Raw genomic sequence first — 25,762 nt, forward strand, 5'->3', positions numbered from 1 at the left:
TGTTGATTGCTGGTTGCGGAGGGTTGTTAGTTGTTATGCGATATGGCCTGAAAACTAGCAGCCAACAAATAACAAGCAGCAAGCACCCCCGGCAACTAAAATGAGAAGCCGCAAGATAGTGGCCTAGCTCGGCATGGCACGGGTTTTTTGCTGTAATTACACCGCATAACCCTATCTGCCCCACCCATGGACCTTCAACGCGCCGAAACCTACGTGCTCGACCAACTGGGCCAGCACCTGTCGCCCACTCTGTTTTATCATGGCGTGCACCACACCCTCGATGTGGTGCAGCAGGCCGAGTCGTTGGCCGCGGCCGAAGGTGTAACCGACCCCGACGACCTCGCGCTGCTGCGCACGGCGGCCCTCTACCACGATGCTGGCTTCCTGACAACCTACCAGGACCACGAGGCCACCGGCTGTGAGCTGGTGCGGGAAGTGCTGCCCGACATGGACTACTCTCCCAGCGAAGTGGAGCTCATCTGCCGCATGATTATGGCCACCCAGGTCCCTCAAAACCCCGACGACCTGCACTTGGCCCAAATTCTCTGCGATGCCGACCTGGACTACCTCGGCCGCCCCGACTTCTGGACTATCAGCAACACTCTACGTGAAGAGTGGCAAGCCCGCAATATGGTGCGCGATGAGCGGCACTGGTACGAGATTCAGGTAAATTTCCTCAGCGCCCACCGCTACTGGACGCCCACTGCCCTGGCCCGCCGCGAAGCCGAAAAACAAGCCAGATTAGCGGAAGTCAAAGTACGGCTAGGCCAGTTAGGCGGTGATGGAGTGGCCTAGCGCAGTGTCTCAGAAATAATGAGGCCTAGCTTAGTTAAGTCTATGCTTCGTGGTTGCTTCTTCTAGGGTGCGAAGTCACTGCATAAATTAAGAAACGACCTGTCTTCACCCACCCTTCTACTTTCATGAAAGCTCAGAATCTAGGAATCGACCACGAGGAATTCAGCATGTGTATTCTTCCTCAGTTGGAAGAATCATTTGGAATTTCGTTTCAGCAAGCTGATCTGGCGGGTGTTCACACTTTCGGGCAGCTTTGCGCGGCGGTGCAAGCCAAGCTTACGAGAAGGCTTGCCAACGACTGCACTTCCCAGCAGGCTTTCTACAAAGCCCGGCAGGCAATTAAGAAATATACAGCGGCAGAACACATTTCTCCAGATACGGCTCTGGTTGACATTTTCCCTTCTGGGCGCCAACGTCGAAAGGTTGCCGCTAACATAGAGCAGGACCTGCAAATGAGGCTCGGTATTTTGGGAATGACCTCCTGGCAGACGAATGTGGGCTGCTTGGCTGTATTGGTTTCGCTTGGGTGTTTGTTTTTTAATCCGCTACTGGCATTAGTAGGCTTAATGGTAGCCGTAGTCTGGGTGAATTTAGCAAGCCAGTTCGGAACTAGCCTGAGCATTCATACCATGCGCGATTTAGCAGAGCGCATGAGTACCCGGCATTATCAAGCCTCGCGCAGAATTCCGCAAACCGTAAATCCGCAGGAAATACCTGAGCTAATGCGGCAGCTTTTTAACAAAGACTATGGTATCGAATTACATGAATTAACACCGGACGCTATCCTGTAAAAGCAAGAAAGCTGCCTCTAAGAGAGCAGCTTTCTTGCTTTTACAGGATAGCACTCTACAACGACTTCACGGCCGCGCTGGCCGGGGCCGGAGTTACTGCGGCGGTTTTAGCGCCTTTCTTCATGCAGCAGGAGCCGCCGGCGGCCATCTTTTTGCCGGGTGCACAGCTGGCTTGCATCTCAGAGGTGCAGGCTTCTTTCTTGCCTTTTTTGGCTTTATCACCGTTGTGACCCTCGTGGGCAGCAGCGGTACCAACGGAAGCAAACAGGGCAAGAGCAAGCAGGGCGTTTTTCATGGCTAGGATAATCAGTAAGTGAAGGAGACTGGCAGCACGGGCGCCACCGTCTCCAAGATAGCACATGCCTGGCAAACTAGGCCAGTTGCGCGCCGGGTTTGTCGCCGCCGATTGGCCTAGCGGCCTGCTGCGCGGGAGACCCTGCCCCGCCTCGGTCATTTTATGGTAATAAAAGAGTAACCCAGAGCCAATATGGGGGCCGGTAGCTTTGCCTGCTGATATGGCGACGGCAACTAGTTCTTCCGATCAGCAGCTTCTGCAGGCGCTTGTAAGCGGCCACGAGGCTGCCTTTGATGCTCTATTCACCCGCTACTACGCTGGCCTACTGCGGTACGCCAAAACGCTGCTGCCCTACCCCACCGATGCGGCCGAAGACGTAACCGCCGACGTGTTTTGTGCAGTCTGGACGAACCGAACCGAACTGAATGTGCAAGGTGCCGTGGCGGCCTACCTCTACACCGCCGTGAAGCACCGCTGCTACGACCGGCTCCGGCAGCAGCGCCGCTTGGCCCCCGCGCCCGAGGAGGAGGTGCTGGAACAACAACCCGAAGCGGCCTACTTGCAGCCCGACCAAGTACTGGCCTACCACGAACTCAGCGAGCGGCTGCTGCAGCTCATTGAGCAATTGCCGCCCCGCTCCCGGATGGTGTTTCAACTGCACCGCGACGGTAACCTTACCTACGAGGATATCTCGGCGCTGCTCGACATTTCCCTGAACTCCGTGAAGACCCACATGTTCCGGGCCATTCGGTTCCTGAAGGAGTCCCTGTACGTGTCGGGTTCCCAGTGGTCAGGTTAAGCCACTGTTACGGCTATTACCCTTCTGTTAAGCCTGATTTTGCGTGTCACGAGGTCGGCGGCGGTGGGCGTCATGGTAGGGAAGGTCGCTATTTAGGACCTCTCCCACCTTGGAACAGCAGGAGCTTTACTTACTCATTACGCGCTATCTGGCCCGGCAAACATCGTCGGAGGAAAACGAGCGGCTCGCTACGTGGGTGGCCGAGTCGGCGGAAAACGAGCGGACCTTTGAGCAGCTGAAAACCCTCTGGCAGCACAGCAAGCCCGCCACCACGGCCCCCGAAACCGCCGCCGCCCTGCGCGCCGTGAAGGCCCGCCTCGCCACCACGCCTGCCCCCGCCGCCCCGCAGCCCGTACTGGCCGGCGGGCGGAAAATGCAGCGGCGCACCTACTTGGTAGGTGGCCTAGCGCTGGCGGTGCTGATGGCCTTAGTAGGCCTATGGCATTTCCAAGTGGCACCTAGCCCGGAGGTGGCCTACCAACAGTACCGTACGGCGACCGGACAGCGGCAAACCATTCATCTGCCCGATGGCTCCCTCGTGATGCTGGCCCCGCAAAGCCAACTGCGGTACCCGGCCCACTTCACGGGCGCAAGCCGGGAGGTGTACCTGCAGGGCGAGGCGTTTTTTGAGGTAAGCAAAGATGCCCGCAGGCCCTTCCGGGTGCACAGCGGCACCTGGGTCACGCAGGTACTGGGCACCAAGTTCAACGTGCGGGCTTTTCCGCAGGCTACTCAAACGGCGGTTTCGCTGGTGGAAGGCCAGGTGCGGGTGCAGGATGCCCATGACACCTACCTGCTGACGCCCGGCCAGGAGCTGCTCGCCGACCGCAGCACGGGCCGCATCTACCGACAGGCTTTCGATGAAGCCAAGGTAACGGGTTGGCGCACTAACAAGCTGATTTTCAAGAATGAGAAGCTGGCCGACGTGGCTAGTCAGATTGAGCGCCTGTACGGGGTGAAGCTGGTGTTTGCCGACTCCGCCACCGCCGAGGTCAAGCTCTGGGCCACTTTCGAGAATGAGCCCCTGACGGCCGTGCTGGAGGCTCTGGAGCTGGCCGGCCCCATCTCCTACCGCCGCGAAGGCCAAGTCATCTACCTCAAGCATCAGGCGGCAAAAGCGCCGCACGAGTTGTGATTTTACCCGAAGAAGCCGACGTGCGCCAACACGCCGGCTTCCGATTGAGAAGCCCGCAGGTGCGAACTGCGGGCTAGTTGGAGTGCTCTTAAACCTTGTGTCATTTAACAACGCTCACGCCCAAACTTATGAGAAAAACGTGGTACTCCTGGCACCGCCGCTCTGAATGGCCCGTCGTGCTTGGCCTAGGCCTGACGGCGCTGAGCGCCCCCGCAGCCGCGGCCACTGCCACCGAGCAGGTAATAGCGCCCAGCCTGGCCACGGTGCCCTGCGCCCTAACGGTGCAGCAGCAGCCCCTCGCAGACGTGCTAGGCAGCCTAGAGCAACAAACCGGCTACCGGTTTTTGCTCGTCGACCAGGCGGCGCTGCTCAGTCGCCGCGTGACGGTACACGCGCCGCACAGCAACCTGGGCGCGGTGCTGCAGCTGTTGGCCACGCAGGCCAAAGTGCAGTTCACACAGCAAGACAAGCGCATTGTAGTGAAGGCCGGTCCCGGCGCCCAGGCCATTACCGCCGCTCCCGACCCCACCCTGGTACGGGGCCACGTGCGCGATGCCAAGGGTGAGGGCCTGCCGGGCGTGACCATCCGGGTGAAGGACACGAACGTGGGCGCCACTACCGACACCGACGGCGCGTACCAGTTGGCCGTGGAGCCGGGCAGCGTGCTGGTTTTCTCCTACATCGGTTACGCCACCCAGCAAGTAACCACCGGCGGCCCGGCCAGCTCCTACGACGTGGTGCTGCAAGAAGACTCTAAGAAACTAGACGAGGTAGTAGTAACGGCCCTGGGTATCCAGCGCGAGGAAAAAGCTCTGGGCTACGCGGTTACCAAGCTCGACAATGAGCAACTGACCGAGGCCAAATCCAACAACTGGACCGATGCGCTGTCGGGCAAGGTGGCCGGGGTAAACCTGGTACGCTCGGGTGGCGGACCGGCCGGTACCAACCGCATTATTCTGCGCGGGGAAAGCTCCCTGGCCGGCGACAACGACGCCCTAATTGTGGTGGATGGCGTGGTGCTGGGCGGCAGCAGCCGCAACACCGGCAACGGCAGCTCGGCCTACTTGCAGAGTGAGTCGCCGGTGGACTTTGGCACCAGCCTCAACGACATCAACCCCGAAGACATTGAGTCGGTATCGGTGCTGAAGGGACCGGCAGCTACAGCCTTGTATGGCGCGCGGGGCGGTAACGGGGCCGTTATTATCACCACCAAATCGGGCCGGATGCGCAAGCGCGGCATTGGCGTTACCTTCAACTCCAACGCCGCCATCGAGTCTATTTCGCGCACGCCCGACTACCAGTATGAGTTTGGGCAGGGTGCGGCGGGTGAGAACTACTATTCCTTCGGTAATACGGCCGATGGGGCCAGTACCCGCAGCACCAGCTCGGCCTGGGGCGCGCCGTTTCTAGGCCAGTCGTTTTTCCAGTACGACCCCACTACCAACGCGGCCGGCACCGAGCGTACCCCCTGGGTACCCTACAAGAACAACCGCAAGGATTTCTTTGAGACGGGCAAGACGTTCACTAACACAATTGCCATCGACGGCGGCAATGAGCGCACGTCTCTGCGCCTCTCGCTCACCAACCTGCAGAACACCTGGATTATCCCGAACACGGGCTATAAGCGCAACACGGTGGCGCTGTCGGCCAGCCACAAAATCACGGATCAGCTGCAGGTTTCCAGCAAGATCAACTACACCAACCGCTACAGCGACAACCTCCCCTCAACTGGCTACAACAACCAGACGATTATGTACTGGAACATGTTCCAGCTGCCCAACGCCGACCTGGGCTGGCTGCGGCCCTACTGGGTGCCGGGCGCGGAGGGCATCACCCAGCGCTACCCCTTCAGCAGCCTCGTAGACAATCCCTACCTGATTGCCTACGAGATGCTAAACAAGGCCAATCGGCACTCCGTGACGGGTAATGTGCAGGTGAACTACCGCTTCTCCAAGGACTGGAACCTGATGCTGCGCTCGGCCATCGACTTTGCCTACGAGGCCCGCTCCCAGCAGCGCCCCAAGGACACCGAGAAGTATAAGGAGGGCATGTACCGCACCCAGAACATCTTCTCCCAGGAAATCAACCACGATTTTCTGCTCCAATACAGCCACACCTTCGGCAAGTTCGACGTGACGGCCTCCGGGGGTGGCAGCCGCCTCAACAACCGCTACGACAAGAACGAGCTACGGGCTGAGCGCCTATTGTATCCGGGCGTATTCAACCTTTCTAACAGCCGCGACCTGCCCCTCACGCTGCCCTACCGGGCCGAGTTTGGCGTGAACAGTTTCTACGGACTGGCGACGGTGGCCTACAACAAGTTCCTGTACCTCGACCTCACGGCCCGCAAAGACTGGAGCAGCACCCTGGCCGGCCCGAACGGCATCGAGAAGATCAGCATTTACCCTTCGGCTAGCCTAAGCACCATTATATCGGAGCTGGTGAAGCTGCCGGAAGCCATATCCTTTGTGAAGCTGCGCGGCTCCTATGCTGAGGTGGGTAGCGGCTCTACTACCCCCTACCTCACCTCCTACACCTACGCTACGGCCACGGGTTTCCCCTCGGGCCTGAGCAACCCCAACGTCATTGCCAACGCCGACCTGAAGCCGCGCCGCACCCGCAGCGTGGAGCTGGGCGCCGATCTGCGCTTCCTGCAAAACCGCATGGGCGTGGACGTGACCGTGTACCGCAACAACACCTACGACCAGATTCTGCAGGTGCCGCTGGACCGTTCCTCGGGCTACGACTATGCGGCGCTTAATGCAGGCCTAGTACGCAACCAGGGCTTGGAAATTCAGGCCAACGCCCAGGTGCTGTCGAACCCTACCGGCTTTGGCTGGAAGATATTCGGCACGTACACGGCCAACCGCAACAAGGTAATTGAGCTAGCCGACAGCGTGTTCACCTACCAGCTTCAGCGCGGGCCCGGTGGGCGCGGCACCGTGGAGGCCCGTCCCGGCGGCAACATGGGTGACATTTACGGCCGCGGCTACCAACGCGCCCCCGATGGGCAGATCATTTACGACAAGGGCTACCCCCTGCTCACCAACCAGGCTATGTACCTGGGCAGCGCCCTACCCAAGTGGAAGGGCAGCATCGGCAACGAGTTTCGCTACGGACCGGTACGCCTGAATGTGCTGATTGACGGGCAGTTCGGGGCCAAAGCCTACTCCATGACCCACGCCGTGTTGGCCGAGCAGGGCAAAACCAAGAACACGCTGCCCGGCCGCTACAACGGCATTATCGGTAAGGGTGTGATCAGCAACGGCGACGGCACCTTCCGCCCCAACGACGTGGTGGCCGAGAACATCCCGACCTACTACACCAGCCACTACGGCCGCGACAACGTGGAAGCCAACCTCTTCCGCACCGACTTTATCAAGCTGCGCGAAGCACGCATCGACTACTCCCTGCCCGCCGCGCTGCTGCAGCGCCTGAAGCTGACCCAGGCTACCATCGGCGTCTATGGCCGCGACCTGTACACGCTGACCAAATGGCCCGCCTTCGACCCCGAGTTCGGCACCCTCAACGACAACTCCGTGGACCTGGGCTTTGAGCTAGGCCAGTTCCCGAGCACCCGCACCATTGGCCTCAATCTGACGGTAGGAATCTAGTAACCTGGCCCGCTCTATCCCGAAGCAACACCTCATGAAAAAGATACAACTGTTTGCCTGGCTGCTGCTAGCTACTACTAGTGCGGCTACGCTTTCGGCCTGCACCGATGGGTTTGAGGAGATGAACGTCAACCCCAACCAGAACCCCAATGTGCTGCCCGAAACGCTGCTGGCCCCGGCCCTGACGGACCTGGTAAAGCGCAACATGGACCGCGCCCGGCGCATCACCAACGAGCTGATGCAGGTGCACGTGACACGCAACGACGGCGACGCCATCCACCGCTACGTTATCCGCCCCTCGGAAGCCGACTACATGTGGACCGGCTGGTACACCCAGCTCACCGACTTCCGCGACATGTACCGCAGCGCCCAGGGCGTGAACAGCCCCACCTTCATGGCCATTGCCCGCATCTGCGAGGTCTGGACGGTGTCCTTAATCACGGATACCTTCGGTGATGTCCCGTACACCCAGGCCACGGCCGGCCGGGAAGGCATTTTACAGCCGCCATTTGATAAGCAGGAAGACATTTACCGCGACCTGTTCACGAAGCTGGAGGAAGCCAACGAGCTGCTGAAAGCCAATACCAACCTCACGCCCGACCAGTCCCAGCTCGACCCGCTCTACCAGGGCAATGCCCTGAAGTGGCGCAAGTTCGGCAACTCTTTGTACCTGCGACTGCTCATGCGCGTCTCGAACCGCACCGACGCCATTGCTAACGGCATGAGCCCCCAGGACAAGCTGCGCGACATGGTGAACACCAACGCCACGGCCTACCCCCTCATTGCCAGCAACGAGGAGTCGGCCATTATGCGCTGGACGGGCACGGCGCCCTACCAGTCGCCCTTCCAGACCTGGCGCACCGCCGACTTCAGCTCGTTCAGCTCGATGAGCGAGTTTTTCATCAACAACCTGACCGAGTGGAACGACCCACGCCTGCCGAAGTGGGCCACCGTGTCGAACGGCACCTACGAAGGCATTCCGAGTGGCTACGACCCTACCCAGATGCAGGCTGCCAAGTCAACCTACCCCGCCACGCTCATGACGGAGCCGCTGCTGGGCAACATTCTCAACTACCCGGAGGTGCAGCTGCTGCTAGCCGAAGCCGCCCTACGCGGCTGGATTTCGGGCAGCGCCCAGACCTATTACGAAACGGGCACGCGGGCCGGCATTACCCTTTGGGGCTACACTGTGCCCACCAACTACTTCACCAACTCTGACCTGAAGTGGGAGCCGGGCAGCAACCCAGAGCGCCAGCTCGACCAGATTCATCTGCAGAAGTACTACGCCCTGTTCTTCACCGATTTCCAGCAGTGGTTTGAGTATCGTCGCACGGGCCACCCGGTGCTGCCCATCGGCTCGGGTGTGCGCAACAACGGCCGCATGCCCGCCCGCATCAACTACCCCGTGTACGTGCAGAGCCTCAACCAGCAAAGCTACCAGGCGGCCATTGCCGACCAGGGTCCCGACGACATCAACACCAAAGTGTGGTGGCAGAACTAGTCCTGCGGTAGGCCACTGCCGCTAACCTAAGTCCCAAACTGCGGTGGCTCTCTTCTTCCTTTCTGTTCCTTAATCAGTGTGAGGTTGGAGAATGAGCAGCACCACCAAAAACAACCGCCTATCAACTCATGACCATAAAAAAACTCCTCCCTTTGGCCCTGCTAAGTGCCTTTGGCTTCAGCGGCTGCCTGGAGGAAAACCCGAACTACGCCGAAGGAATGCTCAGTCCCATTGCTTCCATCGACGACGTGCGCCGGCTTTACCAAGGCGCTGATGTGGTGCTGGACAACCAGAAGCTCGCCGGGGCCCATCAGCTGGTGGGTGTAGTTATTTCCGATGCGGCTGGGGGCAACGTGCCCGGCGGCCAGCACGCGCTGGTAATCCAGAACAAGCGGCGCGGACTGGTGCGGGGCATGATTCTGCCGTTGCCCGCCGCCGGTGCTACCTCCTTCGCCGTCGGTGACTCTGTGGTGGTAGACATTACCGGGGCCACGCTCAGCAAAGGCAGCGGCGCCTTACGCATTGAGGGCCTGACGCCAGCCAACGTCACCAAAGTAAGCAGCGGCAAAACGCCGGTGGTGCGCGAAACCACCATTGCCGATCTGCTGGCTACGCCCGAGGCCTACGAAGGTACCCTGGTGCGCGTGACGGGCGGCAACATTACGCCCCTACCCGTATCGGGCGACACCTACGGCGGCGACAAGGTGCTGGCCGATGGGTCGGACAACCGCATTGGGCTGCACACCGAGGCCACGGCCAGCTTTGCTACCCGCCGGATGCCCGCCAGCGCCACCTTTGTAGGCATTGCGGTGGGTAGCACTGCCACGCCCGCACTCCAGCTCTGGCTGCGCAACCCCTCCGATGCCATTGACCCCAGCGGCCCCGTGTACGCAGGCTTCCCCGAGAGCTTCGAGGCCGTGCCCCAGGCCACTAAGGGCAGCTACAACATGAATACCGCCGCCGTGCCCGACAACACCGTGAACTTCGGAACGGGCCCCTGGAAGCTGTACCAGTCCATTCTCGGCAACACCTCCGGCCGCGACCGGTACACCGGCGCCCAGGGCATTCGGATGCAGCAGGGGCTCTCGGAATCAGCCTTTGTGGAAATGAAATTTGATGTACCCAACGGAGCCAGCAAAGTGACCCTGCTCTACGGAGCCTATTATACCGATGCGTCCAGTTCCTGGAAGCTGGAGTATTCCCAAGATCAGGGCAAGACCTGGAAGCAAACCGGCCAAACCATCACCGATGCCGGCAACTGGCAGCGCTCCATCACCTTCCTGCTCAACATTAGCGGCCCGGTGCGCTTCCGCATCAACAAGCTGGGCCTGGGCACGAGCAACCCGCCTACCGTCCTGAACGGCCGCCTGGGCCTCGACGACATCGCCATTTACGAAAACTAAGCCTTGCCCTCCTGCTCGTTATGCTGAGCTTGTCGAAGCATCTCTGCCGCTGGCTAATCAACTGGCCTAGAACTGCAAAGAAGCGGCAGAGATGCTTCGGCAAGCTCAGCACGACGGATACGAACAGCCTTTCCAGAATATGTTCAGAAGAAAATTCCTCCAAAGCATCGGCCTGCTGAGCGCGGGCGTGAGCATCCCCCTGGCCCCGGCGGCCCTGGCCGAAATAGCGGAGCCTAAGGCCACACCGCACAAGCTCAACCTCACGCCCCTTACCATTAAAGGCCGCGTGCACGCGGGTGGCACTGGCCTAGCCGGCGTGCCCGTGACCGATGGCTATAACATGGTGCTGACGGACAAGGCGGGCCGCTATGAGCTGCTGAGCAACTCCACCGCCGAGTTTGTGTACCTCACGCTGCCCCGCGGGTATGCTATTCCGCACGAGAAAGGCGTGGCGCGGTTCTACCAGCCGATTAAGCCCGGCCAGACGCGCATGACGGCCGACTTTGCCCTGCAGAAGCTGCCTACCGACGACACCAAGCATACGTTTATGGTGTGGGCCGATCCGCAGATGATTGATAAGAAGGACACCAACGAACTGATTACCGTATCGGCCCCTGACCTGAAGGCACTTGCAGCTCAATACAACAACCCCAGCACCTTCGCCATTGGCTGCGGCGACCTGGTGTGGGACCATCTCGAGCTGTTCGATGATTACAAGAAGGCAGTAGAAGTGACCGGCATCCCCTTCTTTCAGGTTATCGGTAACCACGACATGAACCTCACGGCCCGCGCCGATGAGGGCTCGGGGCAGACCTTCAAGAGCCTGTTCGGGCCTACGTACTACTCCTTCAACCGGGGCGAGGTGCACTACGTGGTGCTCGACGACGTGTTTTTTATCGGCCCGCCCAAGAAGTACATCGGGTATCTCACCGAAACCCAGCTGCAGTGGCTGGAGCAGGACCTGAGCCACGTGAAGCCGGGCACGACGGTAGTAGTGGCCCTGCACATTCCGGTGAACAGCGGCGACAAGCGGCGCAACCAGCTCAAGGAAGAGTCGCTGGGCGGGGTGGTATCGAACCGCCACGAGCTCTACCGCCTGCTCAAGCCCTACACGGCCCACATCATGTCGGGCCACACCCACGTGTGCGAGAAAATCTTCCACGAAAACACCATTGAGCACACCCATGGCGCCGTGTGCGGGGCCTGGTGGACGGGCCCCATCTGCACCGACGGCTCGCCCAACGGCTACGGCGTGTACGAGGTAGATGGCCCGAACATCAAGTGGTACTACAAGTCCATCGGCCACGACCGGCAGCACCAGTTCCGGACCTACCCCAAGGGCGCCAACCCTGACCGCCCCGACGATATTGTGGTAAACGTGTGGAACTGGGACTCCGAGTGGCAGGTGACCTGGTACGAGAACGGGCAGCGCCAGGGCCCCATGCACCAGCAAACCAGCCTCGACCCTATGGCCGTGAAGCTGCAGGCCGGCGACAAGCGCCCCGCCAAACACAAGTGGGTGGAGCCCACCCTAGCCGACCATATGTTCTATGCCCGCCCCTCGGCCGGTGCCAAAGACATCAGGGTGGAAGTGACGGACCGGTTTGGGCAGAAGTACACGGAGGCCGTGAGCGTCTAGGCTGCCTGGACAGCAAATAAAAAAGAACGTCATGCTGAGCGTAGCTGAAGCATCTGTACGGCTTCTCTAGGCCAGTGATTAGCCAGAGGTAGAGATGCTTCGACTCCGCTCAGCATGACGGGCTTCGGGCTTTATACATCATCTAGGCCTCTTCCCTCGCCCGCCCGCTGGCTATCTTTATCTATCGGCCTTCTTCCCCTCACGTATGCTCACCTCTCGTACTGTTGCCGCCGGGCTTGGCCTGTTTGGCGCTTTTCTCGCTACCGAAGCGCGGGCCCAACTGCCCACCAACACGCCGCAGGCTAGTCACATTCTGCTGCCTAATGGCTGGTCGTTGAGCCCGGTGGGCCGGTCGTTGCCCCTCGGCGACCTGCCCTTGAACATGCAGCTTTCCCGGAATGGCCGCCTGCTGGCCGTCACCAACAACGGGCAGAGCACCCAGACCATTCAGCTGATTGACCCGAAAACCGAAAAGCTGCTCGATGAGAAGACCATTGCCAAGTCGTGGTACGGACTGCAGTTTAGCGCCGATGGCCGGCAGCTCTACGCCTCGGGCGGCAACGACAACATCATTCTGCGGTATGGCACGGCCGGGGGCCGCCTTGGCGCGCCCGACACGCTGCGGCTAGGCCAGCCCTGGACCAAGGAAAAAATCAGTCCCACTGGACTAGCCCTCGACGACGCCCGCCACCGCCTCTACGCCGTCACGAAGGAGGACAACACCCTCTACGTGCTGGACACCCAGACCAAGGCCACGGTGCAGAAGGTGCCGCTAGGCCACGAGGCCTACGCCTGCCTGCTGTCCCCCGACCGCCGTACGCTCTACATCTCGCTCTGGGGCGGCGACAAAGTGGCGCTGTTTGACACCCAAACCGGTAAGCTAACGGGCGAAATAGCCACCGAAAGTCACCCCAACGAGCTGCTACTGACCCGCAACGGCCGGACCCTGTTCGTGGCCAACGCCAACGATAACTCGGTGTCGGTGGTGGATACGCGCACGCGCAAGGTGCTGGAGGTTATTTCGGCGGCGCTCCACCCTACCAAGCTCACCGGTTCTACCACCAACGCCTTGGCGTTGTCGCCGGATGAGAAAACGCTCTACATTGGTAACGCCGACAACAACTGCCTGTCCGTGTTTGATGTGCGGACGCCGGGCAAAAGCACGGCCCGGGGCTTTATCCCGACGGGCTGGTACCCCACCAGCGTGAAAACCCTGGGCCGCCACATTCTGGTGGCCAACGGCAAAGGCTTTTCCTCCTTGGCCAACCCTCAGGGCCCCCAGCCGGTGAAACCCACCGATAATAGCGGCTCGCACACCGGCGTTACGGGGCAGCCGGTGCAGTACATTGGCGGGCTGTTTAAAGGCACACTGTCGTTTATTGAGCGGCCCGATGATGCCCTATTGAGCTCCTACTCCAAGCAGGTGTACGCTAACACGCCCTTCACAGGCGAGGCCGGCACCGGTGCCGCGCGCTCGGTAGGCCACCCGGTGCCGGGTCAGGCCGGCGAGAAGTCGCCCATTAAGTACGTGTTCTACGTCATCAAGGAAAACCGCACCTACGACCAGGTGCTCGGCGACATGGCCGAAGGTAACGGCGACTCGACGCTGTGCGTGTTTCCGGAGAAGGTGACGCCGAACCACCACGCCCTGGCCAGGGAGTTTGTGCTGCTCGACAACTTCTACGTCAATGCTGAGGTCAGCGCCGATGGCCACAACTGGAGCATGGCCGCCTACGCCACCGACTACACCGAGAAGACCTGGCCTACCAGCTACGGCAACCGCGGCGGCACCTACGACTACGAGGGCACCCGCAAAATTGCCTACCCCCGCGACGGCTACATCTGGGATTACTGCCAGCGCGCCGGCCTCAGCTACCGCACCTACGGGGAGTTTGCCGACCTGGGTAAAACGCCACTGAAATCGTTGCAAGGCCATATGTGCGTGAAGTCGCCGGGCTTTAACATGGACATCAAGGATGTGGAGCGGGTGCGTATCTGGCGCCACGACTTCGACTCGCTGCTAACCGCCGGGGCCGTGCCGCAGTTCAGCACCATTCGCCTCAGCAACGACCACACCAGCGGGCAGCGGCGCGGCAAGTACACGCCCATTGCCGCCATGGCCGACAACGACCTGGCCCTAGGCCAGTTGGTGGAGCACCTTTCGCAAAGCCCCATCTGGAAAGAATCAGTGGTGTTTGTGCTAGAAGACGATGCTCAGAACGGCCCCGACCACGTGGATGCCCACCGCACCCCGGCCTTCGTGATTAGTCCCTACACCCGCCGGGGCACGGCCATTCACACCATGTATTCCACCTCGGGAGCGCTGCGAACCATGGAGCTACTGCTAGGCCTGCCGCCCATGAGCCAATACGACGCGGCTGCCCTGCCTCTTTACGACTGCTTCACCAGCACCCCCAACCTGTCGCCTTACCAGGCTCGCGCCGCGCGGGTAAACCTGGAGGCCCGCAACGTGGCCTGGAACAAGAGCGCCGAAAAGTCGGAGCGCTTTAACCTGGCCAGCGAAGATGCCATTCCGGATTTGGAGCTGAACGAGGTCATCTGGAAATTCATCAAGGGTGAAAATGCCGTGGCGCCGGCGCCGCGCCGCGGGGCTTTCCTAAAGATGGAGCAAAAGCGCAAGGATGACGACGATTAGGCCTAGCGTAGTGGGCGACTTCCCCACCCAACTCACTCGTATTATGCACAAGCTCCTGCTTCTTGTTTCCTTATTCTTTGCCAGTAGTGCCACTGCCCAACAGTCGCGCCCGCTCGATGTGCAGGGCCACCGGGGCAGCCGCGGCCTGATGCCCGAGAATACCATTCCGGCCATGCGCAAAGCCCAGGATTTGGGCGTGACTACCCTGGAGATGGACGTGGCCATCAGCCAAGACCGGCAGGTGCTGCTCTCCCACGACCCGTACATGAACGCGGACTTCGTGCACAAACCCAACGGGCAACCGCTGACCACTGCTGAGGGCAAGGCGCTGCGCCTGTACGGCCTGCCCTACCAGGAAATCCGGCGCTACGATGTGGGCAGCCACGGCAACCCCAAGTTTCCGCGCCAGCAAAAGCTGCGCACCTATAAGCCGCTGCTGGCTGAGGTAATCGACTCGGCGGAGTCCTACGCCCGCCGCAAACACTTGCCGGCGCCGCACTACAACATCGAGACGAAAACCACCGAGGCTGGCGACAATGTGCTGCACCCCGCCCCGGCCGAGTTCGTGCGGCTCCTGCTGGCGGTGCTGACCAGCAAAAAAGTACTGGACCGGGTTACCATTCAGTCGTTTGACCCGCGCACTCTGGAAGAGGTGCACCGCGCCTTGCCTACGCAATCCACGGCCTTGCTAGTCGAGAACCTGCAGGGGCTTACGGCCAACCTGCAGCGCCTGAGCTTCCGGCCCACCATCTACAGCCCCGCTTACCGGCTGGTCACGGCCGAGTTGGTAGCCGACTGCCACCGCCAGAACATCCAGGTGATTCCCTGGACGGTTAACTCAGCCGCTGATATTCGGCGCTTGCTGGGACTGCAGGTCGATGGTATCATTACCGATTACCCGAACCTATTCCCGCTGAAGTAACCGCCTCGGAAGGTGGCCTACCGGCTCCACATATCTATAAAGCCCGAAACTCCACGTTTCGGGCTTTTGTTATTACTGCTTAGATACGGAGCGCGGCGGCCTGTACCGGACGACGGAGCAACTACTTTTGCGGCGCTTCTCACCTTTCTACCCCCAGAAATGTTACGGTAAGCGCTAGGCCACTCAACCCGGAAACGGCAGCTTTTCGTCTTCCAGCTGACTGGCCTAGGCCACCTTTCCCTGATCTACTTTCCCCGCCAGCGCCCCCCCTGGATCTGCGCTACTGCTTATGCCCCTTCGCAAACTCGCTCACCTTATCCTTTTGGCGCTCGGCATCCTGACGGGGCTGGCTGTGTATTCCGTAGCGCATCTGCGCTTCAACTACAATTTCAACGACTTCTACCCCGCCGGCGACCCGGACCTGGACTACTACGAGCAGTACTCCGCGCGCTTCGGCAACGACAACGACTACGTGCTGCTGGGTCTGGAAGCTCCGGCCGGGCGCACCGTGTTTGAGCCGCAGTTCCTTACCCGCGTCGACTCCCTCACGCGCTTTATTCAGGCGCGGCCGCACGTGGTGCACGTCACTTCGCCCACCAACGCCACCAACCCTGTGGTGGAGGGCTTAGGCGTATTCAACATCCCGTACCTCCACCCCCAAGAGCCCGAGCGCCGCGCCCAAGACTCGGCGCTGGTGTACCGCACGCCGGGGCTGGTGGGCAACCTCATTGCCAAGGACGCCCGCGCCGTTACCATTCTGCTGCAAACCTCTCCCAACCTCAGCAAACCACCCGGCGACTCCCTGCTGGCTGCGGTGCGCACTGAGCTGAGTCGCCAGGGCTTCGCGGAGGCTGATTACCACCTGGCGGGCAAGCTAGTGGCGCAGTCGGTGTTTGTAGACCGGCTGCAGCGGGAGCTGATGGTGTTTATGTCGCTGTCAGTGGTGCTCGTAACGGGGCTCTTGTGGTTTACTTTCCGGACGTGGTGGGGTGTGGTGCTGCCGCTGGTGGTAGTGCTAGGGGCCATTTTATGGGGGCTAGGGCTGATGTCGGCCTGCGGGGTGAGCATCGACCTGATGACGGCTCTGCTGCCGGTGATGCTATTCGTGGTGGGCATGTCGGACACCATACACATCATCACGCGCTATGTCACGGAACTGGGCTATGGCACCTCTAAGCGCGATTCGCTGGTGATTACGCTTAAGGAGTCGGGCTTCGGCTCGGGGCTGTCGGCCCTGACCACCAGCATCGGCTTCTTCACCCTGATGACCAGCACCATCCGCCCGATTTACAACTTCGGGCTGTTTACGGGCATTGCCGTGCTACTCACCTTCGTGCTCAGCTTTACGCTGCTGCCGGCCATGCTCATGCTGCTGCGCAAGCCCCAGCTGCGCATTCCGCGCCAGGAGGGCCACAGCTGGGATGGGGTGCTGGGCCGCATGTTCCGGGCGGTGCTGGCCCGCCGTCAGTGGGTAGTAGCCATCAGCGCCCTGTTGCTGATTGGCTCGGTGGCCTCGGCCTCGCGCATCCGCATCAACTCGGCCCTGCTCGACGACCTCTCCAAAAACGACCCGGTAAAGCTGGATTTCCGCTTTTTTGAAAAGCATTTCGCCGGCGTGCGGCCCTTCGAGCTGGACCTGAAGCCCGCTCCCGGCCGCACCATCTACGACCTGCAGGTGCTGCGCCAGACCGAGCAGATTGAGAATTACCTCACCAAAGAATACGGCCTCAACTTCGTGGCCTCGCCCGTGACGCTGGTAAAATCAGTGCGCAAGGCCTTCAATGGTGGCCTACTGGAAGAATACCGCCTGCCGGAGTCAGATGCCGAGCTGAAGCGCCTGGTTTCCAAGATTAAGCTGTTCCGCAAGAAACCGGAGTTCCGGGCCCTGGTGCTGCCCGATGCCAGGGAGGGCCGCTTGACCGGCCGCATGCCCGACGTGGGCAGCATCCGGGCCGATAAGCTCAACGCCGACCTGCGCCAGTTCCTGCGCAAGCACAACGACTCCACGGTGCTGCAAACCCGCCTCACCGGCTCGGCCAACCTCATCGACAAGAACAATGAAAACCTCACCCTGAACATGATTACGGGGATGAGCATCGACATTGTGATGGTCACGCTCATTGTGCTGGCCCTGTTCCGGAGCCTGCGCATGACACTAGTTGTGCTCATTCCAAATCTGGTGCCCATTCTGATTGTGGCGGGCGTAATGGGTCTGGCGGGCGTGCATATGAAGGTCAGCACCAGCATCATCTTCACCATTGCCTTCGGTATTGCCGTCGATGACACCATTCATTTCATCAGCAAACTGAAGCTCACGCTCCTGAAGGAGAAGAGCCTATTTAAGGCCGTGCGCAAAACCTACCTGATGGCCGGCAAAGCAGTTATCGTGACGTCCCTGATTCTGGTGGGCGGCTTTTCCACGCTCATCTTCTCTTCCTTCGACGGCACCTTCTACGTGGGGCTGCTCATTGGCCTCACCCTGCTCTTTGGCGTGGTGGCCGAGCTGACGCTACTGCCCATCCTGATTCTGGCCTTCTACAAGCACCGCCCCAAGGAAATCCGCCAACCCGTGCCGGCGCTGGGCGGCTAACCTTGCTGCTGCCCTTCGCTAGGCTACCTAATCTCCCGCTTCATGAGCAGCTACACAAGCTGGCTTAGAGGCGGGAGATTGATTTTTTAGGAGTAGTTAGTTAGAGGCCTAGCAGCAGCTACTTTCGCCTTAAAAGGAAGCCACTCGTCACCTCAGCCAGCCGTAGCGCGAGAGGTTGCTACTAGGCCAGTAACGCGCCGCGCCAGTTTCAGGCATAGGATACCCGCTATATTTCGGCATTATTTTTTCAGGGCAGCTGATCAGTTAGTTTACTGATTTTTTACCCCGCACCTACTATATGCGCTATTCTATCCGCTGGCTCTGCCTCCTCGGACTAGTGGCCTTTTCTCACCTCAGTACCGCCCAGCAAATTCCGGCTACTATCCTTTCAGCTTACCGGCCCATGCCGGTGCAGTATGGCGGCCTGGGCCGGGGTCTGTCCTTTGATCAGTTTCGGCTGCTGGAGTTGCACCGCAACGGCGACTGGCTCACCACCCTGCCCGATGGCATTGCGCTGCCGCCGGTGGTAGTAGCCTACCAAACCCAGAGCAAGCAGCAGCTGCGCTTTGTGCTGGAAAACAAGGCCCAGCACCAGGAAGCCCAGGTATTTGCCCTGGCCAACCTGACGCTGCGCGGCAATGCCCTGAGCAACCTAGACCGCATTCTGTTTCCCAGCCGCGACACGCTACGGCCGAAAAACAACAATACTGATGTATTCGTGGGCGCTATTTCCTTGGTAGGCCACTCTCCCACGGAGCCCATCTGGCAATTTGCGGTGGAGAATGCCCAGCAGATTACGAAAGCTCCGTTGCGGGGCACGGTCAGCAATGGAGTGCAGGAAATTCAATTTGCTGAGGTAATTGACGACGCCCTTAGCTATGCCGACCAAGGCGGGATGGCGGCGGCCCTACTGGCGGCGCAGGTACACCACGGCTTCCTGTTTCTCCACCAGGGCAAAGTCATTGCGGCTCTTTCCTTGACTGACCTGAACCGCCGGTCCCGCAACATCTTCTGGCTGCGCAAAGACCTTGAGCCCACCCTGCAGACCGTGGTAGCCAGTATGAGCACGGCTTTACTGCTCCGCCCCGACCTGAAATAGCCTGCTTTTACTTCTGCCTGATCTTGCTACCTATTCCACCCTTATGTTGCTCTTAATCCGAACTAATATAGCGGCCTTAGCCCTGCTGCTGACCAGCTGCGCAGTGCCCGCCAACATTCCTCGCACATCGGCCAATCCTTTTGGGGGCGCGGCCGGCACCCTGCTGACTGTACCGGCTACCAAACTAGGGCCGGGGCGCAAGCTTGCGCTGGGGCCCTACCAAGTTTCCGACGTACACCGCGACTGGACTACCACCCGCACCCGCGACCTGGGCTACCTGCGCCCAGGCACCACCGGCTCGCCCGTGCTTGATATTCTTCACCTGCCCTACGTGCATCGCGTGAGTACTGCCGATAGCAAGATGGAGTTCCATTTAGCTAACAGCCAAGATCCGCAACAGGCCGCCGATGTGTACTGCTCCCGGCAAGCCCTAACCCAGTCGGTGGTTTCGAAGGAACCCCTGCTAGGTGAGATTGACCCCGAGCTGCGCAGCCGCACCACCGAAACCTTTAATGCCATTATTGTAGGTCCGCAGCTGGGGCAAACCAACGCCTGGAATCTGCTGATGACCACGACAAACAAAACTGGTTTTGAACGCGACAACCAAACGCCCGTAATTGGGCTGGTTGGCGACGCCGACCAGGTGCTATTGCGCATCCGGCTGGTAGCCCGCGCCCCGCTGCCCGAAAGCGCCGGTAAGCTGGCCCACCAGGTGATTCACCTAGCCGGGCCCGGCGGCATAGAAATCCTGCACGACGGCCAGCGCATCTGCTTCCTTGACTTTGAAACCATCTCTCCCGATCAGGTCCTGCACGTGTGGGTCCGCGACGGGATAGACCCCAATCTACGGCTCCTCACCTCGGCCACCATTGCCACATTGCTCATGCGCAACGGCGAGTTGTAGGATCTGCTGCCATCTTTGCCTTATGAAACTTTTGCTCCTGCTACTCCTCCAGACCCAACCTACCCCGCCCAGTACAACGGCTCCTGACCCTCTACCACGCCTGATTCAGGAACGGGAAGCCCTCATTCGCCAGTACGAGACGGCTAATGCCCAGCGCAATGCCTTCTTGGCCAACAAGCCCAGTAAGAAAGACCTACAGGAAGTGGTTGATGCCCTGAAGGGCATTATCCGGAAAGACACCGAGATTGTGCGGGCCGTGCAAGACGCCACCCAACGGCGCACGGCCACTATCGTAGCCGAAAACCAGCAGGCTAAGCAACAGGTAACCGTGGCCCAAACCGACCAGAGCGCCACCCGCCAGCGCTTCTACGACCTGGAGAACGAAATTGCCAACCTGCAGCTTCGTGACAAGCAACGGGAGAAGAAACTACAAGATCTGCAGGCTTCCGAGGCCGAGGCTACCCAGGCGCGCACCAGCCGCGAGCTGCTGGCTGCCGGTTTGGCCCTGCTCTCCGTTGGGCTGCTGGCCTACGTGCTGAAGCTGCGCGGCCGCTTGGCTACGCCAGCCCGGCGCCGGAAGTAAGCACCTAATCCTAGGCCGGTTGCCTTTCTTACGCCCTGCCTGAACAGTGTGGCCCAAGTAAAAAGCCCCTTCTTGCAGAAAGGGGCTTTTTGTAATGAAGAACCAGTCACTCAGCTGGCTCTCCAAAGGGTGCAACAATAGCAACTGCCGGGTGATACAGCCGAGCTTTAGCACGAGTGCAGAAGTTAAGAACTCTTTTCAAAGAGACAACTTTTGGCGTTCGTTGTAAAGGAAGAACCCGCCCAGTTTGTGACACGCCCTACCGACGAGCCTGAGCCTTGCATCTGCATTACAGCCTGCCATCCACCTGTCTTTCCAGAGCATGAACGTGCTTTTGTCCAGCCACGCGGCAGATGAGCGCGTAAGTTTTGCCTGGAAATGTGACCTGAAAATTTATTGAAAATGCTAGTCGCTGCTGCCGAGTTTCTAACGTACCGCGAGGCAGTAGCTCTGTATGCTGAACTCCGCGAGCTGGGGCTCGTTGCGCTGGTAAAAACCTGTGGCCCACCCACCTTTCCCTTCGGGGAGGGCATGTACTATCAACTCCTGCTGGATGAAAATGCCCTGGTGGAGGCCCGCGAAGTGTTGGAGACCTTTGCCCGGCAGCGGACCCAGGCGCCGGAGCTGCGCTGCCCCAAGTGCGGCTCACCCGGCCCATTGCCCGTAGTGGGTGTAGCGTGGTGGAAACGCTTGTTTTACGCTGGCACTACCCTGCATAAATGTACCTCTTGCGGCAAGGAATTCCCGGCCTGAACTACTACTTTGCCGCGGTATCCGGCCTGCTCTATCCAGGCCTAACTATGTGAAGAATTGACCTGGACTGAAGCACAGGCCCGCGCCCTTATCACCGATGCTGGCACCCTCAAACGGGGTCAGGAACTGGCCTCACCTACGAAGTGGGGCAACCTCGGCCAAACCGACACCGCCGCCTGGGGCGAATGCAAAGGCAGCGGCAGCAAGCCCTACCAAACCGGCATCGACCTTACCGAACCCGCTTTTAAGTGTTCATGCCCTAGCCGAGTGTTTCCGTGCAAGCATGGTGCGGGCCTGCTCCTGCTCTTAGCCCGCCAACCTGAGCTGCTCAGCGGTGTTACCCCGCCGCCCTGGCTGAGAGAGTGGCTGAACAAGCGTCAGCAAACCCAGGGCAAAAAACCGCCAAAATCAGCCCCGGAAACTACACTCCCAGACGAGGAGCCCGCGTCAGCTCCCGTAGCCACCTCCGACGCCGAAGTCGCCCGTAAAAAACGCGAAGCGCAGCGCCTAGGCCGTATGCAGCAAGGCGCCGCAGAGCTGGAAACCTGGCTTATCGACCTGATGCGGGCAGGCCTGGCCGCGGCCGAAGGCCAGCCGCTGAGCTTCTGGGAAAATCAAGCTGCCCGGCTGGTAGACAATCAACTGCCGGGCTTGGCTTCGGTAGTGCGCGAGCTTCCCACGCTGCGCCACCAGGGGCCCACTTGGCCGGAACGCATGCTAGGCCAGGTAGGCGAGCTGTACTTGCTGGCCCGTACGGCCCGCAACCTAGAGCACCTTCCACCCGAAATCCGCCAGGAAGTGTTGCAGCAGCTCGGCGTAAACGTGAAGAAAGAAGACGTACTGGCTACGCAACCCGCCGTTACGGATCAGTGGCTGGTGCTCAGCCAAACGACTACCGAGGAGGAACGCCTGCTGGTGCGGCGCTCCTGGCTGCAGGGTCAGGAAACAGACCGGTTTGCCCTGGTTGTGGAGTTTTCCTTCGGCGGCCAGGCCTTTCCCACCCCCCTGATACCGACCGGGCGCTATGCCGGTAGTCTTACCTTTTACCCTGGCTTACTCCCGCTGCGAGCGGTGCCTGGCCAGCTGAATTTCTTTGGCACTAGTAGTCTGGCTCCGGTGGGCGGCACCATGCCCGCTGAGCTGCTAGAGGCCTACGCCACCGGGCTGGCCCGGCAGCCGTGGCTGCGCGAGCTGCCCGTGCTGCTTACGGGCGGGGTACCGCAGCAAACCACTACTGGCGCTTGGGTGCTTCAGTTCCCGTTAAGCGAAGCAACTACCAGTACGTCACCCGCTCTTGTCACTTCTGCGGAAACTGACACGCCCGCGGAAGTCTCACTGCCCTTGGCCTGCGACGAGCTGCATGGCTGGGCGCTACGTGCCGTGAGCGGTGGCCATCCTCTCACGGTTTTTGGGGAATGGACGGGGGCCGCCTTTCGCCCCCTGACCCACTGGCCTAGCCCCGTTGCCCTAACGCCATCTGCTTGATTATGCCGGAGCCCCAGACCGCCCTTTCTCCTAGCTCACCCCTTCAGCCGAGCGCCGATTGGCAACGGCTGCTGCGCGTCGCGTTGCTAGGCACCCGCCAAGCCCCCGATGCCCTACCCACTGGTTGCCTAGCCCTAGCAGAAGAACCTACTGACCCCGACTACCGCGAAAAGCAAGCCCTGCTGGCGGCGGGCACCTTGTCACTCGTGCGCAAGGCAGGTTATCAGTTTGCCCCAGCAGTTTTGGCAAACTCAACAACATTGCCAGCTCCCGCCGAAACAACTCAGCCCCTGGGCACTACGGGAGCACAGCTACTACAGCAACTGCTTGAAGGTACCCATCAGTATCTGCTTGCGGGATTTCTGCACGAGATGCACAACCATGGCCGCCGGGTTCCTCACCAATTCTTGGTACCCTTACTGGAAGTAGCCCGCAGCCGCCGCGACCTGCAGGGACCCGCTGCTCTGGTACTAGGCCAGCGCGGTACCTGGTTGGCCACGCAAAACCCCAGCTGGCAACTCATTTTGGCGGCTGCTGCAGTTGGGCCTGATGCTACTACCTGGGAAACCGGTTCTATCAGTGAGCGGGTTACGTTTCTGTACCTACTGCGGGCCACCACGCCGGCTGAAGCCCGGGAGCTACTCGCTGCAACCCTGCCCCAAGAGCCGGCCAAAAACCAGCAGCAACTGCTGCAAACCCTCGAAACCGGGCTCACGGCCGCCGACGCCCCATTATTAGAGCAGTACCTTACGTCGAAAAACAAAGAGGTGCGCCAGGTGGTACGGCCACTGTTAGCCAAGGTACCCAGCAGCGCACTTGTAGAGCGTGTTTGGCAACGCGCTGAGCCCTTGGTGCGGGTGAAGGCTTCGTTACTCTCCAAGAAGCTACTGGTGGAGCTCCCTGACAAGCCGTGGGATAGAACCTGGCTGGCCGATGGACTGGAGCAACACGACAGCCGCTTCCAGGGCGACCGGGCCACGCTGCTAGGCCAGATGCTGGCCCTCATTCCACCCCAGCGGTGGACAACTCACCTCAACCTTTCTGTTGCTAAGCTGCTTGATCTGGCAGCTGAAACGGAGTGGGCCACGCTGCTACTTACTGGCTGGGCTGAGGGGGCTATTCTGCACCGAGACGGTCAGTGGGCCGCGGCCTTGCTGGAGTGGTTTTATGAGAAGCCGCGCAAACTCCCTGCACTACAGTCATTGGGTGGGCTGGTGTGGCAACTCTCGCCCGCGCAGTTCACCAACTTGCTTTTGCCCCTGCTGGCGGCCGCCCCAAACTTCAGCCCCGACGTCCGCTGGCTACCCCTGCTCCTACAAGGCTACGGGCCCTGGCCGGAAAGCCTGACGCGCCGCGTGATAGAGGTGCTGCTCGGGTCTCTTAGTCGGCCCGAGCAGTTGCACCGCCTGCAGTACGCGGCCACCCAGCTTTTTGAGCATATGGCCCGCGCGGTACCAGCCAGCCAATACCTGCTGTGCGCCCGAGGCCTGGAGCCCCTTCTGCACGATGTGCCCTACATCCATAACAGCCTCACTCGCCTGCTTGGCACGCTTCATTTCCGTCAGCAGTTGGCAGAGGCGCTAACTGAGCCACCTGGCCTAGGCTAACCCGTCCCACAATATTGTCTCTTCCTCCCACCTTGCATCCCAACTACCAGCAATAAGTTTTTCTATGTCGCTCAATCCGTCCTCCGATATCCTGCGGCCCCACGCCGAGGTGCAATACGCCGAAGAACTTGCCGCCCTCAAAGCCCTCGACGACCGGCCCAAGCCCGTCAACTGGCAGCTCTCGCCCTGGGCCGTGGTGACCTACCTGCTGGGCGGCACCCTGGATAATGGTTTCGTGATCGAGCCCAAGTACATCGGGCAGCGGCGGCTGATGGAAATTGCCGTGGCTACCCTGGCCACCGACCGCGCCCTGCTGCTACTTGGCGTACCTGGCACGGCCAAAAGCTGGGTGTCAGAGCACCTCACGGCCGCCATCAGCGGACACTCCAACCTACTGATTCAGGGCACGGCGGGTACCTCCGAGGATGCCATCCGCTACTCCTGGAACTACGCCCGCCTCATTGCCGAAGGTCCTTCGCCCGCCGCTCTGGTGCCCTCGCCCCTGCTCAAAGGCATGCAGGAAGGCAGCATGGTGCGCCTGGAAGAACTTACCCGCATCCCCTCCGACGTGCAGGACACGCTCATCACCGTCCTCTCCGAAAAGGTGCTGCCCGTGCCCGAACTGGCCACCGAGGTGCAGGCCGCCCGCGGCTTCAACGTCATTGCCACCGCCAACGACCGGGACAAGGGCGTGAATGAGCTGAGCAGCGCCCTGCGTCGTCGCTTCAACACGGTGGTGCTTCCCCTACCAACGTCCATTGCTGAGGAAGTGCAGATTGTGCACTCGCGGGTGGAGAAAACCGGCCGGGCCCTGCAACTGCCCGAAACCACGGCGGCCCTGGAGCAAATCAGCCGCCTCGTGACCATTTTCCGGGAGCTGCGCTCGGGCGTGACGGAGAACGGCAAAACCAAGCTCAAGAGCCCCAGCGGCACCCTCAGCACCGGCGAGGCCATTTCCGTGCTTAACAGTGGCCTAGCCCTAGCCGCCTACTTCGGCGACGGCACCCTACAAGCCGCCGACCTCGCCGCCGGCCTTACCGGCGCCGTCATCAAAGACCCCGTGCAGGACCGTGTAGTATGGCTGGAGTACCTGGAAACCGTAGTAAAAGAGCGCGCCGGCTGGAAAGACCTCTACCGCGCCTGCCGGGAGGTAGTTGAATAGCACTTATTTACTATAACTCATGCTGGTTA

General features: G+C 60.5%; 19 protein-coding genes. 18 read left to right on the top strand and 1 reads right to left on the bottom strand.

Translation table 11 applies throughout. The features are described 5' to 3' along the window. Positions 1-186 precede the first annotated feature (186 nt). Entirely contained in the window at positions 187-795 is a 609-nt protein-coding gene (locus tag EU556_RS21975; protein WP_135436319.1) for an HD domain-containing protein, read from the top strand. A 125-nt stretch (positions 796-920) separates the two neighbouring features. After that, a complete protein-coding gene (locus EU556_RS21980) occupies positions 921-1,586 on the top strand; it encodes an acyl carrier protein (protein WP_135436320.1) in 666 nt (221 codons plus the stop codon). Between the two features lie 55 nt (positions 1,587-1,641). Here the strand turns inward: EU556_RS21980 and EU556_RS21985 are convergent, their stop codons facing one another. Further along, positions 1,642-1,881, bottom strand: a complete 240-nt coding sequence (locus EU556_RS21985) for a hypothetical protein (RefSeq protein WP_135436321.1) — start codon at positions 1,879-1,881, stop codon at positions 1,642-1,644. Positions 1,882-2,101: 220 nt separating this feature from the next. Between EU556_RS21985 and EU556_RS21990 the strand changes: the two genes are divergently transcribed. The 16 genes from EU556_RS21990 to EU556_RS22065 all read left to right on the top strand — a co-directional run bounded on the left by EU556_RS21990 (position 2,102) and on the right by EU556_RS22065 (position 25,733). Continuing rightward, positions 2,102-2,680 (top strand): RNA polymerase sigma factor, encoded by a 579-nt coding sequence (locus tag EU556_RS21990; protein WP_135436322.1) that lies wholly within the window; start codon positions 2,102-2,104, stop codon positions 2,678-2,680. Between the two features lie 109 nt (positions 2,681-2,789). After that, positions 2,790-3,815, top strand: coding sequence for a FecR family protein (locus EU556_RS21995; protein WP_135436323.1), 1,026 nt, complete (start codon positions 2,790-2,792; stop codon positions 3,813-3,815). Positions 3,816-3,943: 128 nt separating this feature from the next. Further along, positions 3,944-7,429: a SusC/RagA family TonB-linked outer membrane protein gene (locus tag EU556_RS22000; protein WP_135436324.1), complete on the top strand. Its 3,486-nt coding sequence runs from the start codon at positions 3,944-3,946 to the stop codon at positions 7,427-7,429. Between the two features lie 34 nt (positions 7,430-7,463). Beyond that, positions 7,464-8,930 carry a SusD/RagB family nutrient-binding outer membrane lipoprotein gene (locus tag EU556_RS22005; protein ID WP_135436325.1) on the top strand — a complete coding sequence of 489 codons (1,467 nt, stop codon included), beginning with the start codon at positions 7,464-7,466 and terminating at the stop codon, positions 8,928-8,930. 128 nt (positions 8,931-9,058) lie between these two features. Continuing rightward, on the top strand, positions 9,059-10,333 hold the full coding sequence (locus EU556_RS22010) for a DUF5689 domain-containing protein (protein ID WP_135436326.1): 1,275 nt from the start codon (positions 9,059-9,061) through the stop codon (positions 10,331-10,333). A 139-nt stretch (positions 10,334-10,472) separates the two neighbouring features. Beyond that, on the top strand, positions 10,473-11,972 hold the full coding sequence (locus EU556_RS22015) for a calcineurin-like phosphoesterase C-terminal domain-containing protein (protein WP_135436327.1): 1,500 nt from the start codon (positions 10,473-10,475) through the stop codon (positions 11,970-11,972). Positions 11,973-12,177: 205 nt separating this feature from the next. Further along, on the top strand, positions 12,178-14,628 hold the full coding sequence (locus tag EU556_RS22020; RefSeq protein ID WP_135436328.1) for an alkaline phosphatase family protein: 2,451 nt from the start codon (positions 12,178-12,180) through the stop codon (positions 14,626-14,628). Between the two features lie 43 nt (positions 14,629-14,671). Further along, the gene (locus EU556_RS22025; protein WP_135436329.1) at positions 14,672-15,550 is read left to right on the top strand and encodes a glycerophosphodiester phosphodiesterase family protein; all 879 of its coding nucleotides are present in this window, start codon (positions 14,672-14,674) and stop codon (positions 15,548-15,550) included. Between the two features lie 289 nt (positions 15,551-15,839). Continuing rightward, positions 15,840-18,140: an efflux RND transporter permease subunit gene (locus EU556_RS22030; RefSeq protein WP_135436330.1), complete on the top strand. Its 2,301-nt coding sequence runs from the start codon at positions 15,840-15,842 to the stop codon at positions 18,138-18,140. 298 nt (positions 18,141-18,438) lie between these two features. Continuing rightward, entirely contained in the window at positions 18,439-19,239 is an 801-nt protein-coding gene (locus EU556_RS22035; protein ID WP_135436331.1) for a hypothetical protein, read from the top strand. Between the two features lie 43 nt (positions 19,240-19,282). After that, complete coding sequence (locus EU556_RS22040) at positions 19,283-20,143, top strand: hypothetical protein (RefSeq protein WP_135436332.1); 861 nt, start codon at positions 19,283-19,285, stop codon at positions 20,141-20,143. A gap of 22 nt (positions 20,144-20,165) precedes the next feature. Next, complete coding sequence (locus tag EU556_RS22045; RefSeq protein ID WP_135436333.1) at positions 20,166-20,726, top strand: hypothetical protein; 561 nt, start codon at positions 20,166-20,168, stop codon at positions 20,724-20,726. Between the two features lie 402 nt (positions 20,727-21,128). Next, complete coding sequence (locus tag EU556_RS22050) at positions 21,129-21,479, top strand: hypothetical protein (RefSeq protein ID WP_135436335.1); 351 nt, start codon at positions 21,129-21,131, stop codon at positions 21,477-21,479. A gap of 57 nt (positions 21,480-21,536) precedes the next feature. After that, positions 21,537-22,964: an SWIM zinc finger family protein gene (locus EU556_RS22055; RefSeq protein WP_135436336.1), complete on the top strand. Its 1,428-nt coding sequence runs from the start codon at positions 21,537-21,539 to the stop codon at positions 22,962-22,964. 2 nt (positions 22,965-22,966) lie between these two features. Further along, the gene (locus EU556_RS22060; RefSeq protein WP_135436338.1) at positions 22,967-24,571 is read left to right on the top strand and encodes a DUF5691 domain-containing protein; all 1,605 of its coding nucleotides are present in this window, start codon (positions 22,967-22,969) and stop codon (positions 24,569-24,571) included. 64 nt (positions 24,572-24,635) lie between these two features. Next, entirely contained in the window at positions 24,636-25,733 is a 1,098-nt protein-coding gene (locus tag EU556_RS22065) for an ATP-binding protein (protein WP_135436339.1), read from the top strand. Positions 25,734-25,762: the final 29 nt, after the last annotated feature.

Origin of the sequence: Hymenobacter fodinae, assembly GCF_004745825.1 — a bacterium.
Lineage (GTDB): Bacteria > Bacteroidota > Bacteroidia > Cytophagales > Hymenobacteraceae > Hymenobacter > Hymenobacter fodinae.